This is a genomic window from Amycolatopsis sulphurea, from assembly GCF_002564045.1.
GTDB lineage: Bacteria > Actinomycetota > Actinomycetes > Mycobacteriales > Pseudonocardiaceae > Amycolatopsis > Amycolatopsis sulphurea.
Window position 1 is genome coordinate 338,407 of the sequence record NZ_PDJK01000001.1, and the last position, 13,850, is coordinate 352,256.

At 68.9% G+C, this 13,850-nt stretch carries 12 protein-coding genes; 5 read left to right on the forward strand and 7 right to left on the reverse strand.

The genetic code is table 11. The annotated features are described in order from the left end of the window. The first annotated feature begins 32 nt into the window (after positions 1-32). A complete protein-coding gene (gene metH, locus ATK36_RS01550) occupies positions 33-3,632 on the forward strand; it encodes a methionine synthase (protein ID WP_098509495.1) in 3,600 nt (1,199 codons plus the stop codon). A 79-nt stretch (positions 3,633-3,711) separates the two neighbouring features. Here the strand turns inward: metH and ATK36_RS01555 are convergent, their stop codons facing one another. The 3 genes from ATK36_RS01555 to ATK36_RS01565 all read right to left on the reverse strand — a co-directional run bounded on the left by ATK36_RS01555 (position 3,712) and on the right by ATK36_RS01565 (position 6,283). Then, positions 3,712-4,344, reverse strand: coding sequence for an RloB family protein (locus ATK36_RS01555; RefSeq protein WP_098509496.1), 633 nt, complete (start codon positions 4,342-4,344; stop codon positions 3,712-3,714). A 5-nt stretch (positions 4,345-4,349) separates the two neighbouring features. Continuing rightward, complete coding sequence (locus ATK36_RS01560) at positions 4,350-5,624, reverse strand: AAA family ATPase (protein ID WP_098509497.1); 1,275 nt, start codon at positions 5,622-5,624, stop codon at positions 4,350-4,352. A gap of 236 nt (positions 5,625-5,860) precedes the next feature. Continuing rightward, the gene (locus tag ATK36_RS01565; RefSeq protein ID WP_098510257.1) at positions 5,861-6,283 is read right to left on the reverse strand and encodes a MarR family winged helix-turn-helix transcriptional regulator; all 423 of its coding nucleotides are present in this window, start codon (positions 6,281-6,283) and stop codon (positions 5,861-5,863) included. 57 nt (positions 6,284-6,340) lie between these two features. Between ATK36_RS01565 and ATK36_RS01570 the strand changes: the two genes are divergently transcribed. The 3 genes from ATK36_RS01570 (at position 6,341) to ATK36_RS01585 (ending at position 8,087) form a co-directional block, all read left to right on the forward strand. Continuing rightward, positions 6,341-6,874, forward strand: a complete 534-nt coding sequence (locus tag ATK36_RS01570; protein WP_098509498.1) for a DUF6790 family protein — start codon at positions 6,341-6,343, stop codon at positions 6,872-6,874. Positions 6,875-7,274: 400 nt separating this feature from the next. Further along, the gene (locus ATK36_RS01580; RefSeq protein ID WP_098509499.1) at positions 7,275-7,649 is read left to right on the forward strand and encodes an STAS domain-containing protein; all 375 of its coding nucleotides are present in this window, start codon (positions 7,275-7,277) and stop codon (positions 7,647-7,649) included. Positions 7,650-7,652: 3 nt separating this feature from the next. Beyond that, entirely contained in the window at positions 7,653-8,087 is a 435-nt protein-coding gene (locus ATK36_RS01585; RefSeq protein ID WP_098509500.1) for an ATP-binding protein, read from the forward strand. 9 nt (positions 8,088-8,096) lie between these two features. On the opposite strand, the gene ATK36_RS01590 is transcribed toward ATK36_RS01585, so the two are convergent. The 4 genes from ATK36_RS01590 to ATK36_RS01605 form a co-directional block, all read right to left on the reverse strand. Next, complete coding sequence (locus ATK36_RS01590) at positions 8,097-9,725, reverse strand: AMP-binding protein (RefSeq protein ID WP_098509501.1); 1,629 nt, start codon at positions 9,723-9,725, stop codon at positions 8,097-8,099. A 95-nt stretch (positions 9,726-9,820) separates the two neighbouring features. Continuing rightward, on the reverse strand, positions 9,821-11,938 hold the full coding sequence (locus ATK36_RS01595) for a transglycosylase domain-containing protein (protein ID WP_170069538.1): 2,118 nt from the start codon (positions 11,936-11,938) through the stop codon (positions 9,821-9,823). A gap of 9 nt (positions 11,939-11,947) precedes the next feature. Further along, a complete protein-coding gene (locus ATK36_RS01600) occupies positions 11,948-12,448 on the reverse strand; it encodes an ATP-binding cassette domain-containing protein (protein WP_245914160.1) in 501 nt (166 codons plus the stop codon). Positions 12,449-12,848: 400 nt separating this feature from the next. Beyond that, complete coding sequence (locus tag ATK36_RS01605; RefSeq protein ID WP_098509503.1) at positions 12,849-13,304, reverse strand: MarR family winged helix-turn-helix transcriptional regulator; 456 nt, start codon at positions 13,302-13,304, stop codon at positions 12,849-12,851. A gap of 158 nt (positions 13,305-13,462) precedes the next feature. Between ATK36_RS01605 and ATK36_RS01610 the strand changes: the two genes are divergently transcribed. Beyond that, the gene (locus ATK36_RS01610; RefSeq protein WP_387001278.1) at positions 13,463-13,678 is read left to right on the forward strand and encodes an ArgP/LysG family DNA-binding transcriptional regulator; all 216 of its coding nucleotides are present in this window, start codon (positions 13,463-13,465) and stop codon (positions 13,676-13,678) included. Positions 13,679-13,850: the final 172 nt, after the last annotated feature.

Here is a 13,850-nt window from a genome sequence, read left to right on the forward strand (position 1 = left end):
GGCGCCTCCGTGACTTCAGCTGCGGAGGTGGCATGACCGAGAACCTGCGGGCCCTGCTCGATCGGCGGATCGCCGTGCTCGATGGCGCATGGGGCACCATGCTGCAGAACGCCGGCCTGACGCCCGCGGACTACCGCGACGACTGGCTCGAAGGGCATCCCAAGGACGTCACCGGCGATCCGGACCTGCTCAACCTCACCTGCCCGGACGTGGTGCTCGACGTGCACCGCCAGTACCTGGCCGCGGGTGCGGACATCACCACCACCAACACCTTCACCGCCACCTCGATCGGACAGGCCGACTACGGCCTGGAGCACAAGGTGCGCGAGATGAACCTGCGTGGCGCCCAGCTGGCCCGCCAGGCCGCGGACGAGTTCGGCGGCCGGTACGTGGCCGGTTCGGTCGGCCCGCTCAACGTGACGCTGTCGCTGTCGCCGCGGGTCGAGGACCCGGCCTACCGCGCGGTCACCTACGAACAGGTCAAGGATGCCTACGCCGAGCAGATCGCCGCGCTCGCCGAAGGTGGCGTGGACGTGCTGCTGATCGAGACCATCTTCGACACGCTCAACTGCAAGGCCGCGATCACCGCGGCCCGCGAGGTCGCGCCACAGCTGCCGCTGTGGATCTCGGTCACCATCGTGGACCTGTCCGGCCGCACGCTCTCCGGGCAGACCGTCGGGGCGTTCTGGCAGTCGATCGCGCACGCCAAGCCGCTGGTGGTCGGCCTCAACTGCTCGCTGGGCGCCGCCGACATGCGGCCGCACGCCGAGGAGCTGGCGAAGATCGCGGACGCCTACACCGCCTGCTACCCGAACGCCGGGCTGCCCAACGCGTTCGGCGGCTACGACGAGACCCCGGAGCAGACCGGCGGCGCGCTCGGCGAGTTCGCCGGGTCGGGCATGGTCAACATCGTCGGCGGCTGCTGCGGGACCACCCCGGAGCACATCGCGAAGATCGCCGAGGCGGTCGCGCAGGTCCCGCCGCGGCCGGTGCCGGTGCTCGCCCCGGCCACCCGGTTCTCCGGCCTGGAGCCGTTCACGATCGGCGCGGACACCGGGTTCGTGATGATCGGCGAGCGCACCAACGTGACCGGTTCGGCGCGGTTCCGCAAGCTGATCGAGGCGGGCGATCACCAGGCCGCGGTGGACGTCGCGCTGGAGCAGGTCCGCGGCGGCGCCAACCTGCTCGACGTGAACTTCGACGCCGACCTGCTCGAATCCGAGCAGGAGATGACCACCTTCCTGAACCTGATCGCGACCGAGCCGGAGGTCGCGCGGATCCCGGTGATGGTCGACAGTTCGCGGTGGAGCGTGCTGGAGGCCGGGCTGCGCTGCGTGCAGGGCAAGGGTGTGGTCAACTCGATCAGCCTGAAGGAGGGCGAAGGCCCGTTCCTCGCGCAGGCGCGGCGGATCCGCGACTACGGCGCGGGCGTGGTGGTGATGGCCTTCGACGAGAAGGGCCAGGCCGACACCGCCGCGCGCAAGGTGGAAATCTGTTCGCGGGCCTACGATCTGCTCACCCTGCAGGCCGGTTTCGACGGTACGGACATCATCTTCGACCCCAACGTGCTCGCCGTGGCCACCGGTATCAGCGAGCACAACGCGTATGCCAAGGAATTCATCGACGCGCTGCCGCTGATCAAGGAGCGCTGTCCGGGCGCGCACACCTCCGGCGGGATCTCGAACCTGTCGTTCTCCTTCCGTGGCAACAATGTCGTGCGCGAGGCGATGCATTCGGCGTTCCTGTTCCATGCCGTGCGCGCGGGGCTGGACATGGGCATCGTCAACGCGGGCCAGCTCGCGGTGTACGAGGACATCCCGAAGGATCTGCTGGAGCTGGTCGAGGACGTGCTCTTCGACCGCCGCGAGGACGCGACCGACCGGCTCGTGGAGTTCGCCGAGACGGTGAAGGGCAGCGGCACCAAGCGGGTCGTGGATCTGTCCTGGCGCGAAAACCCGGTCGCCGAAAGGCTTTCGCACGCGCTGGTGCATGGGATCGTGGACTTCATCGAGGAGGACACCGAGGAGGCGAGGCAGTCCTTCGACCGGCCCCTCGAGGTGATCGAGGGTCCGCTGATGGACGGCATGAAGATCGTCGGCGACCTGTTCGGCGCCGGGAAGATGTTCCTGCCACAGGTGGTCAAGAGCGCGCGCGTGATGAAGCGTTCGGTCGCCTACCTGGAGCCCTACATGGAGGCGGAGAAGGAGAAGATGAAGGCCGAGGGCCGCATCGAGACCTCCCGCGGCCAGGGCAAGGTCGTGCTCGCCACGGTGAAGGGCGACGTGCACGACATCGGGAAGAACATCGTCGGCGTCGTGCTGGGCTGCAACAACTACGAGGTGATCGACCTCGGCGTGATGGTGCCCGCGGCGAAGATCCTGGACACTGCGGTGGCCGAGCACGCGGATGTCGTCGGGCTTTCGGGGCTGATCACGCCTTCGCTGGACGAGATGGTCTCGGTCGCCACGGAGATGCAGCGGCGCGGGCTGAAGCTGCCGCTGCTGATCGGCGGGGCCACCACCTCCAAGCAGCACACCGCGGTGAAGATCGCCCCGGTGTACGACCACAGCACGGTGCACGTGCTCGACGCGTCGCGGGTGGTCGGCGTGGTGTCCGATCTGCTCGACACCGACCGCGCCGACGCGCTGGACGCGAACAACCGTGCCGAGCAGCAGCGGTTGCGTGAGCAGCACGCGAACCGCCACACCACGCCGTTGCTGACCCTGGCGCAGGCGCGGGCGAACAAGGAGGAGGTTTCGTTCGCCGGGCTGCCGGTGCCGGAGTTCACCGGGGTGTGCGTGCGGGAGCCTTCGATCGCCGAGCTGCGCGAGCTGGTCGACTGGCAGTTCCTGTTCCTGGCCTGGGAGCTGAAGGGCAAGTACCCGGCGATCCTGGACCAGCCGGTGGCGCGGGAGCTGTTCGACGACGCGAACCGGCTGCTGGACGAGATCATCGAGCGTGGTTCGTTCCACGCCCGCGGTGCCTACGCCTACTGGCCGGCCCACACCGAGGGTGACGACATCCTCCTGGAAGGCGAGTACGCGGACTTCCGGTTCCCGATGCTGCGCCAGCAGACGCAAAAGCCGGAAGGCCGGGCGAACCGCTGCCTCGCCGACTACATCGCCCCCGAAGGCGACCACCTCGGCGGTTTCGCGGTCGCCATCCACGGCGCGGAGACCCTGGCCGCGCACTATGAGGCGGACCACGACGACTACCGCGCGATCATGGTGAAGGCGCTGGCCGACCGTCTCGCCGAGGCGTTCGCCGAGTACCTGCACCTGGAGGCCCGCCGCCGCTGGTTCGAACCGGACGCCGAACCGGAGCTGGCAGACCTGCACGCGGAGCGCTTCCGGGGCATCCGCCCGGCGCTGGGCTACCCGGCGAGCCCCGACCACAGCGAGAAGCAGGACTTGTTCACCCTCCTCGGCGCCGCCGAGCTGGGCATCGGCCTCACCGAGTCGTACGCGATGACCCCGGCCGCCGCGGTGAGCGGCCTGATCTTCGCGCACCCGGAGTCGCGATACTTCACCGTCGGCCGGCTGGGCCGCGACCAGGTCGAGGACTACGCCACACGGCGCGGGATGGAGCTGGCCGAGGTGGAGCGCTGGCTCCGGCCGAACCTGGCGTACTGACCGCCTGCCGTGCCGCTGTGAAGGGGCCCTTCACGGACACGGTCGCGACGAGAGAGGGAGCCGAGGTTCCAGTCGTGGGTCAGGGGTCGCCGGCGCGGGTTGCGGCGCCTTCGACCGCGGTGAGGAACTTCGCCATCCCGGACGACGGGTTGTCGTGCGGGAAGACAGTGCCGTCCCGGAGATGGCGTTTCTCCAGGTTGTGGGCACGCCGTGCGGCTTTCGCGCGTGACGGCAGGTACTGAGCGGCTTCGAGGCTCTTGCCGGAGCGCTTGTCGAGGCCGCGGCTGATCCGTTCGATGTCGGCAGTGGTGCAGAACTTGTCGAAATCCTGGTAGTGCAGCACCAGCCAGAGTTCGAAGCACGGGTTCGTGATGGCCAGCAGAATCCCGTGTTTTCGGGCGAGCGCCCTGGCCTCTTCCAGGTTCGGGTGGTTTCTCGGCCATTCGACGTCGAACAGGCACCAGCACTCGTCGATTTCCGGGTCCGCGCTGCGCTCGACCGCGAGACGCACCAGCTTGAGCGGGACTCCGTGGGTCGGATGCAACTCCACATTGAGGGCGACATTCCGGGCGATGTGCGGGAGCTGTTTGAGGCCGTTGACATAGTCGGGCTCGGAGTTCTTGCCTTCGGTGAAGACGACGATCGTGCGCCGCTCCGGCCGGGCGGCGGTGGTCCGCTTGAGTGAGGCGGCTTGCCTTCGGCGAGGAGACACCGCGATCAGCCGATCAAGCCGAGCGAACGGAGAAGCTCACTTTGATCGACTTGGGGGAGCGCGCCGAACCGGCCGTGCAGGTAGGCGGTCTCCAGATTCTGTGACTTGCGCACTCGCTCCCCGGCGAACTCGGCCAAGGCGCCGAGCCTCGTCGCCCCGGCCGAGTCCTTCTCGGTGAGCCAGACCTCGTCTCGGTTGAGGTGGTTGAGCAGACTGGTGTCATGGGAGGTGAAGATCAGCTGGGCCCCCCGCGGGTTCGTGTCCGGGTCCTGGAACAAGTGGATCAGTTGCGCCGACAGTGTGGGATGCAGGCTGGCGTCGAGTTCGTCGACGAGCAGCAGCGATCCCTCCTGCAGGGCGTTCAGCACCGGTCCGATGAGCGCGAACCAGGTCCGGGTTCCTTCGGATTCCGCGGTGAACTCGAGCGGGGTCCGTTCTTCGGCACTGCGGTGGACCAGCCGGATCCGCCGGGCGAGCGCGCCCGGTCCGCTCGGCGCGTCGATCATGACCTCGTCGATGCCCAGGTCCGCGAGCCGGAGCAGCGCCAGGGCGCGATCTCGATCGGTGCGGCCGGCGGGCAAGGTCCCGTCGTCGAACAGAGACGGCTGGTCGGATTCTTCGAACCAGCGCAAGGTCGATTTTTCTGGATAGGGCAAGAATTGCCGTCCGTCGCGATTCCGGCGCAGTGCAGCGCTCCGCGGGGCTGAGCCGAGAGTCTGCGTGAGTAAGATGCTTCGGGCGAAGCCGGACACCAAGGGCTCGTCGAATCGGCGCGCGATCGACAGAGCGAGAGTTCTTTCGGTGAGGAGTTCCCGGGTTCCGGAGATTCTGCCGAGTCCGCGTTGCAGCTTGAGGTCCGTGTGTTCTCGCTCGAAAATTCGCCGACGTTTCTTTTCGGGGTAATGAAATAGCCCTTCGTAGTGGACCTTGCGGGCATCCAGCTCCACGATGTATTCGAAACGTATCCCGTCGATGACGGACTCGACGGTGAACTCGCTGGGCGAGGCCGGGCCGGCGCCGAAGGCGAACGGCTCGATGGGGATCTCGTCGTCCCATGCGCGCAGAGAATATCGAACGGCGTCGCGAACCCAGGTAAGAGCGGAGATGATCGTGGACTTGCCGGAGGCGTTGGGGCCGAACACGGCCGCGACCGGCAGCAGGCTCTCGTTCAGCATCGGCTGCTCTCGCGCCGCGTCGCGGTCCCGGTCGATCGCGACCATGGACAGCTCCGCGGGAGCTGCGATCGACCGGTAGTTCGACACCTCGAAGCGGATCAGCATGTCCTCATCCTAGGTCTGACCGGCTCATGGGGTGCAATCAGAGGCTTGATTTCGTCAGATCTGAACAGAACAAGGCATTGGTCGGCGCTCGTGACGTCGTCATGTGTCGGTTCAAAGTCCAGGGTTCCGGCAAAGTTGGCCGAGGACCCGTGGTCGGCAGGGAGACCCGTGGCTGCCGGACCGGTTTCGGTCTGTGAAGGGGCCCTTCACAGACTCAGAGTCTGTGAAGGGCCCCTTCACAGCTTTGGACCGAGCAACTCCGCCAGCCGGAGCGTGTCCCGCAAGTACTGCTCGTACGGGAATCCGGCGGCCAGCAGGGCGGCGCGGAGTTCGTCGTAGAGCGGTTTCCCGCCGTCGTGGAAGGCGGTGCGGCCGGTTTCGGTGACGGCGACCAGGCGCCGCCTGCCGTGGGCGGGGTCGGGGCGGACCTGGACCAGGCCGGCGGCTTCGAGCGGGCGCAGGGCGCGGCTGATCGCCGGGTCGGACACCGAGAGTGCCTGAGCCAGCTGGTGCTGGGTCGCGGGCTGGATCTCCTCCAGCATGCCCAGCAGCCGCAGCTGGCTGTAGCTGAGCCCGCCGGAGTCGTCGACGCGCCGCCGGGTGGCCTCGCCGAGCAGGTACACCACGCGATGCAGGGCATCGGCCAATCCATCGTCCACGCGGGACAGCATACCGGAGTCTTGACGAGTTAATATTAACCATGCAAGACTCAAGTCATGACCGAAACCTCGTACCTTCTCCAGACCGCGGTCCCGCTGATCTGGCCCGCGGTGGCGGTGGCCGGCGCGCTGATCCGCACCCGGCACAGTCCCTCCCGGCAGGCGACGCTCGAAACCTGGCAGCGGTGGTGGAGCATCGTCGCGCTCGGTTGCGGCAGCCTGTGGATGACGATCGCGTTCCTCGGCTTCCCGGACGTGATGGCCACGGCGATCGGCTTCGCGCGGACCCCGTTCACCTTCGAGATAGCTTTCGCCAACCTCGGGCTCGCGGTGCTGGGCCTGCGCGCCGCCTCGTCCTCGGCCACCTCGCGCGAACGGATCACGGTCGGCCTCGGCGCCGGAATGTTCTTGTGGGGCGCGCTGATCGGCCACGTCTACCAATGGTTCGCCAACGGCGATCACGCGCCCGGCAACACCGGCGGAGTCCTGGTCTCCGATCTGCTCGTCCCCACGGTGATGATCTTCCTCGCCCACCGCTCGCACCAGCTGTCCTCCGGCCGAACCCGCCCGGCCGCCGCGGTACTCGGCTGAACCCCGTTCGGTCCGAAGTGGATTCCGCCCTGCGCGGTCTCGCCACGGCGATGAGTTTCGACGCCGTGGCAAGACTCAGCGTTGTCCGGTTCGGGGCGGTCGCGGGGTTCGCGCTGCTCGCGGCCGGGGCAATGCTGCTCGCTGTGGTGGTCGCTCCCGGCCCTGCTGCTGCTCGCGTTGGCCACGACCGGAAGGTACGGCGTCGTCCAGCGGGTCCTGCGCAACTACCCCGTGCTCGGGGACGCGCGGTTCCTGCTGGAAAGTCTCCGCCCCGAGTTGCAGCAGTACTTCGTGGAGCGGAACTTCGACGGCCGGCCATACGACCGCCCATCTCGGCCGCAGCGCACGCAGGCCCGCTGTCGCCTGGCGCTCCGCCCACGCTTGCGGCACCATCGGACGGGTGACGGTTTCCGGGGACGGGGCGGGCGGCGAGCTGCAGGTCAGCGTCCGGTGGCGGGGTCCGGCCGCGGTGCTCACCGTGGGTGGGGAGATCGACCTGGTCACCGCGCCGGAGCTGGACGAAGCGGTCGGCGGCGTGCTCGACGGGGGGCCCGGCGTACTCGTCGTCGATCTGCGCGAGGTGGATTTCCTCAGCTCGTCCGGGCTGCAGGTGCTGGCCGGCGCGCACGGCAAGCTGGACACGGGGGCGCTGCGCGTGGTGAGCACGTCCACGATCACCACGCGGCCGTTCACCAGCACCGGCCTCGACGAGTGGATCAAGCTGTTCCCCTCGGTCGACCAGGCGCTGGCCGGGGTCGCCGGAACGGGCGGTTGAGCATTGCCCGTTCCTTCCGCCATCGACGTGCTGAGCCTCCACGGCGTGCCTGCCGAGCCGCTCGCCCTGCGTTCCCTGCGGCACCGCCTGCTGGAATGGGCGCTGTCCGCGGGCATTCCCGTCGACCGGGCGCACGACATCGTGCTGGCCGGGTACGAGGCACTGGCGAACGTCGCCGACCACGCCTACCGCGAAGGCGAACCCGGCCACGTCGACCTCGACGCGACTCTGCACGTCGACCAGGTCGAGCTGGTGATCACCGACCACGGCTGCTGGCGCCCCGCCGGTGAGGACCGCACCCCGGTCCCGGTCCGCGGCCGCGGGCTCCTGCTGCTGCACGCGAGCGCCGACCGGGCGGACGTCCGGACCGGCGCGGGCGGCACCGTCGTGACACTCGGCTGGAACCTCGGCGACGCCCGCACCGCAGAAATGCCGTGAAGGGGCCCTTCACGGACTGGACTCTGGGGCACGTGACTCGGCGGCGCGGCGGCGGAGCAGGTACCGCTGCACCTTGCCGCTGGGATTGCGCGGCAGCTCGGGGACGAACTCCACCCGGCGCGGGTATTTGTACGGTGCGGCAAGGGATTTCGCGAAGTCCTGCAGTTCGGCGACCTTGGCCGGACCGGCCTCGGCGCCTTCGGCCAGCACCACGTACGCGGCCACCACCGAGCCACGTGCTTCGTCCGGTGCCGCGACCACGGCGCATTCCAGCACGTCGGGATGATGCAGGAGCACTTCTTCTACTTCCGGTCCGGCGATGTTGTAACCAGATGAGACGATCATGTCGTCACTGCGCGCGCGGTAGTGGAAATAGCCGTCGGAGTCGCGTACGAAGGTGTCGCCGGTGAGGTTCCAGCCATCCTCGACGAACACCGTCTGCCGGTCGTCGGCCAGGTAACGGCAGCCGGTCGGACCTTGCACGGCGAGCCGCCCCGGCGTGCCGTCGGGTACCGGGTGGCCCTCGTCGTCGACGATCCGTGCGTGGTAGCCGGGGACGGCGCGGCCGGTGGCGCCGGGGCGCGCGTCCTCGTCGGCGGCGGAGATGAACACGTGCAGCATCTCGGTGCTGCCGATCCCGTCGATCAGCCGGCGTCCGGTGGCCTCGTGGAAATCGGTGGCCACCGATGCGGGCAGCGCTTCGCCCGCGGACACCGCGCGGCGCAGGCCCCGGAGCAACGGCCTGCGGTCCGACGCCAGGATCGCGCGATACGCGGTGGGTGCGGTGAACAGCACCGTCACGCCGTGGCCGGCGACCAGATCGGCCAGCTCCAGCGGCGCGGCGCGTTCGATGAGCAGCGTCGCCGCACCGGCGTGCAGGGGAAACACCAGCAACCCGCCGAGCCCGAAGGTGAACCCCAGCGGGGGAGTGCCGCAGAACAGGTCACCGGGTTCGGGGCGCACCATATGCCGGGAGAATGTGTCGGCGATGGCGAGCAGATCGCGGTGGAAGTGCATGGTCGCCTTGGGCCGTCCGGTGGTGCCCGAGGTGAACGCGAGGATCGCGACGTCGTCGGCCGACGTTTCCACGTCCGCGAAGATGTCCGGCCGGGCACGGCAACGGGCGGCGAGATCGTCGGCCGCGACGCTGCCGTAGGCGACGACGGGGAAGCCGAAGGACGCCAGCTCGTCCGGATAACGGTGATCGCACAGCGCAAGGACGGGTGCGCAGGTCTCGACGATCTTGGTCAGCTCGTGCGCGCGCAGCATCGGCATCGTGGTGACCGCGACCGCCCCCGCCTTGAGCACTCCCAGCCAGCACGCGGCCAGCCACGGCGTGTTCGGCCCGCGCAGCAGCACCCGGTTGCCCGGCACGACCCCGAGCGCCTTCAGCTCGCCCGCCACCTGGTTCGCTCGCGCGAGCAGCTCGCCGTACGTCCAGGAATCGGTGGGGGACAACACTGCGCGCCGGTCGGCGCCCCAGCGCCGCACCGCTCCGTCGACCAGCCGGGTGGCCGCGTTCAGCCGGTCCGGGTACTGCAGTTCGGGCAGCTCGAACCGCAACCGCGGCCATTGTGCGCGCGGCGGCAGGTGGTCCCGGCAGAAGGTGTCGACGTGGGCACTCGGCAGCAACGGCACGGCGGACCTCCCGGCGGGCGCGGACACTGCGTACTGTAATACGCATTACGACCGTCAGGAAGACGCTATATGGGGCCGCCGGTGGTGCCGTGGGTTCAGTGCGCGTCCAGGTACTGCGGGTCCGGCGCCGGGATCGGCACGTCCGGCTGCCCGGCGAGCAGCGTGGTCATCGCCGTGAAGTACGGCGGCGCGGCGACCGTGCCACCGAACGCGCCGTGACCGCAGGTGCCGAGGTGGACCGGCGTGCCGGGGCAGATCTCCTGCGGGCGCGGGCCGTCCGCGAAGACCATGGACGAGACCGCGTAGTGGTCCACACCGCCGATGAAGGCGACCGATTCGCTCTCCTGCGTGGTTCCGGTCTTGCCGATGTCCGGGTGGGTCCAGCCGGCGTTGCGCGCGGCGGCGGCCGAAGTGCCCGCGGTGGTGTCCCGGCTCAGTCCTGCCTCCAGGGTGTTCGCCAAGCCCGGCGGGATCACCTGTTCGCAGGACTGCTGCTTGACCGGCACGGGTGCGCCGTTGCGGTCGGTGACCGTGAGGATCGGATCCGGCGGGCACCAGGTCCCGCCGCTCATCAGGGTGGCCGACACATTCGCCATCTCCAGCGGGCTCACCGGGCTGTTGCCGAGGGTGAACGACAGCAGGTTCTCGAAATACTGCGATTGCGGTTCGTCGTACTGCGGGTTCTTCGACCGCTGGTCGGCCGGGTCGGTGATCGGCTTGGTGCCCGCGTCGTTGGTCGCCATCGTGGTGCGCAGCCCCAGCTTGCTCGCCATGTCCAGGATCGCGGGCATGCCGACCTGCGCCTCCAGCCCGACGAACGCCACGTTCGGCGAGGTGGCCAGCCCGTCGGCCAGCGAGATCGGGTTCGGGTAACCGGTGCCGTCGTTGCTCACCGGATAGCAGTGCGTGTACTGGTTCGCGTTCGGCGGGGTGAAGCAGTCGCTGAACGGGTTCGTCAGCGGCGTGTTCAGCCCGGCCTTGCCCGCCGCCATCGCCGCGGCCGAGGTGAAGATCTTGAACGAGGAACCGGCGCCGAACTTGTTGCTCGCGTCGGCCACGATGTTCGAGGACGTCTCGCCCTGGTCCGGATCGGTGCCGTAGTTGCGGTTCGCGACCATGGCGAGGATCTGATGCCCGTCGCCGCCGGGCTGCACCACCGCGAAGGTGTTGGCCACGCCGTCCTGGGTGGTCGGCACGTTCGCGTTGACCGCGTCCTTGACCACCTGGCTCACGTGCGGGTCCAGGGTGGTCTTCACGGTGTAGCCGCCGGTGTCGATCTGGTCCGCGGTGAACCCGGACTGCTCCAGGTAACGCACGGCGTAGGCGCACAGGAACCCGGCGTCCGGCGCCGCGCCCATGCAGGTGCTCGACGGGGCCGCCGGTTTCGCCCCGACGACGCCGAGCGGAGCAGCTTTCGCGGTGGCCCCGTACGAGGCGGGGATCGACCCGGCCGACACCATGGCGTCGAGCACGGTGTTGCGCCGCTGGAGCGCTTTGGCCGGATGCGTGTAGGGGTTGTAGACGTTGGGGTTGTTCACCATCCCGGCCAGCAGCGCGGACTGCACGACGGTCAGTTTGTCCACTGTCGTCCCGAAATACGCCTGTGCCGCGGCGCCGACGCCGTACACCGTGCCGCTGAATTCCACCACGTTCAGGTAATTCGCGAGGACCTGGTCCTTCGGTACGGTCGCGCTCAGTTGCACGGCCATCTTCGCCTCGCGCAGCTTGCGGGCCAGTGAGTCCTCTTTGTCCTGTTGCTGCGCCGCTTTGTTGGTGCGGTCCACCACGTTCACCAGGTAGTTCTTCACGTATTGCTGGGTGATCGTGGAGGCGCCCTGCAGATTGCCGCCCGTGCTGTCCTTGACCGCCGCGCGCAGCATGCCCTGCGGGTCGACGCCGCCCTCGGCGTAGAACCGGCGGTCTTCGATGTCGATGATCGCGGCCTTCATCGCCGGGGAGATCTGTGCCGGGGTGACCGGAATGCGGTACTGCGCGTACAAAGTCGCGATCGGCGCGCCGGTCCGGTCGGTCACCGTGGTGACCAGTGGTGGATCCGCGTGCGCGAGATCCGCGGAGATCGAGTCGACCGAGTCACTGACCTGATTGGACAGCACACCCGCGCCGATCGCCACCGGCGCCAGCGTGCCGGCGAAGAGAACCCCCGCCAGCACGCACAATCCGAGGAATGGGGCTACCCCCCTGCGACGAGCCACGTACCCACGTTAAGCCCGCGGCGGTGAGAACGCGGTGTGCGGGCGTTGATGTGACGCAAGTGTCATCGCGCCAGCCTGCCCAGCAAGGCCGATGCGATCGTGAGCGCGAGCGCGGTAGCGCCCAGCAAGACGCACTTGCGCGGTTCGCTGCGCCCTCGGTACGTCGAAAAGCCGGGCGAACAACGTGGCGTTCTCCCGCCCGGTCAGCGCGCCGTCCGCGGAAAGCTGCTGCGGCACATAGCCGATCCGCCGCCGCACCGCCATCCGCCGCCGCGTGACGTCGATCCGCCGCCGCGTGACGTCGATCCCGAACACGCTGACCTGCTCCGCCTCGGCGGTGAGCAATGTCGTGATCACCCGGATCGTGGTCGTCTTGCCCGCTCCGTTCGGGCCGAGCAGGCCGAACACCTCGCCGGGGCGGATTTCCAGATCGACCCCGTCCACCGCGCGCGTGGTACCGAACGCATGCCGCACCCCCGCGCACCGGACGGCGGCCTCGGGCTCGTTCATGCCTCCTCCAGAGTTCGCGGGACGGGTTGGGATGCTGTGGTCATGTGGTCTGGTGTTCTGGGGGATGCCTGCATCTGGTCGGTGGTGTGGGCGGGTTGTCGGGACGGTGTGATCATGTGGTGCGGTGTTCTGCGGGGCATCCGCATCTGGTCAATCGCGCGAGCAGGTCGCCGCGATGGTGTCGTCATGCGGTCTGGTGTTCTGCGGGATGTCCGCATCTGGTTGGCCGCGTGAGCGGGTCGCCGGGATGGTGCGGTCATGTGATGCGGCGCTCTGCAGGATGCCTGCGTCTGGTGGGCCACATGAGCGGGTTGTCGGGATGGTGCAGACATGTGGTGCGGTGTCCTGCAGGATGTCCGCATCCGGTCGGCCGCATGAGCAGGCCACCGCGATGGTGTGATCATCTGCCCTCCTCCACCGGATCAAGGAGCGCGGTGAGCCTGCCGAGTGCGGGCAGGGCCGCGGTGATCGCCGCGGTGTCCTCTTCGGACAGTCGATCGAGTGCCTCGGCGACCAGTCCGATCCGCGCCTGCCGCCAGGCGGTCATCCGCCGCACCGCCGCGCCGGTGACGTGCAGCCGTGCGGCCCGCCGATCGGCCGGATCGACCTCGCGGCGCAGCAATCCGCGCTCGGTGAGCAGATTCACCAGCGTGCTCACCGAATTCCCGGCCAGGTTCAGCTCCCGCGCGGCCGCGGCCACTCCGATCCCCGGCTCGCGGTGTACCACTCGCAGCAGTTCCACGTGCGAAGCGGGCAGATGCGGGCCGGGCAGCTCACCCCGCAACCGCCGCCGTACCAGGCGGCGGATCCGCAGCACGGCGGTCATCAGGTCTTCGGCGAGCACATTCGCGGGCATATCCGCAAGTTAGCTCTCAATAAGAGCTATTGGCGACGTCGATTGTCCGGTTCGCCGGAAGGCTGCCGGTTCATCCCGCGGAAACCAGCATCCGCACGCCGTAGCCGAAGAGGAGACCCCACGGGCCACGCCGAGCGCGGCGGGCCGGCGCGGAACCGGTGCGGCACTACGTCCCCGCTTCGGCGTCCTTCGCAGACGCGGTGGCGGCTGGCCTCGTCTGGGGCATGGTGCCGGAACTGCAGGTGCCAGGCCCCGGTCTCACCGACCTGGCCCCGGACCACCCTGCCGACGTGCCGCTGTACTGGCAGCAGCGGAAGCTCGACTCGCCCCCGCTGGCCGCAGCAGTGTCCCGGGCGGCGAAGCGGGCGCGCTGAGGCCGGGATCCGGCAGCGGCTACAGATCGTCGCCGAACAGGTGCTTGACGATCTTCCCGGTGGCGTTGCGGGGTAGCTCCGGGACGAAGTACACGTCGCGGGGGACGGCGAACCGAACGCGGGCACGCTACCAGCAGGCGGCCGGCTGTGGGGACTCACTTCTGCCTGATGC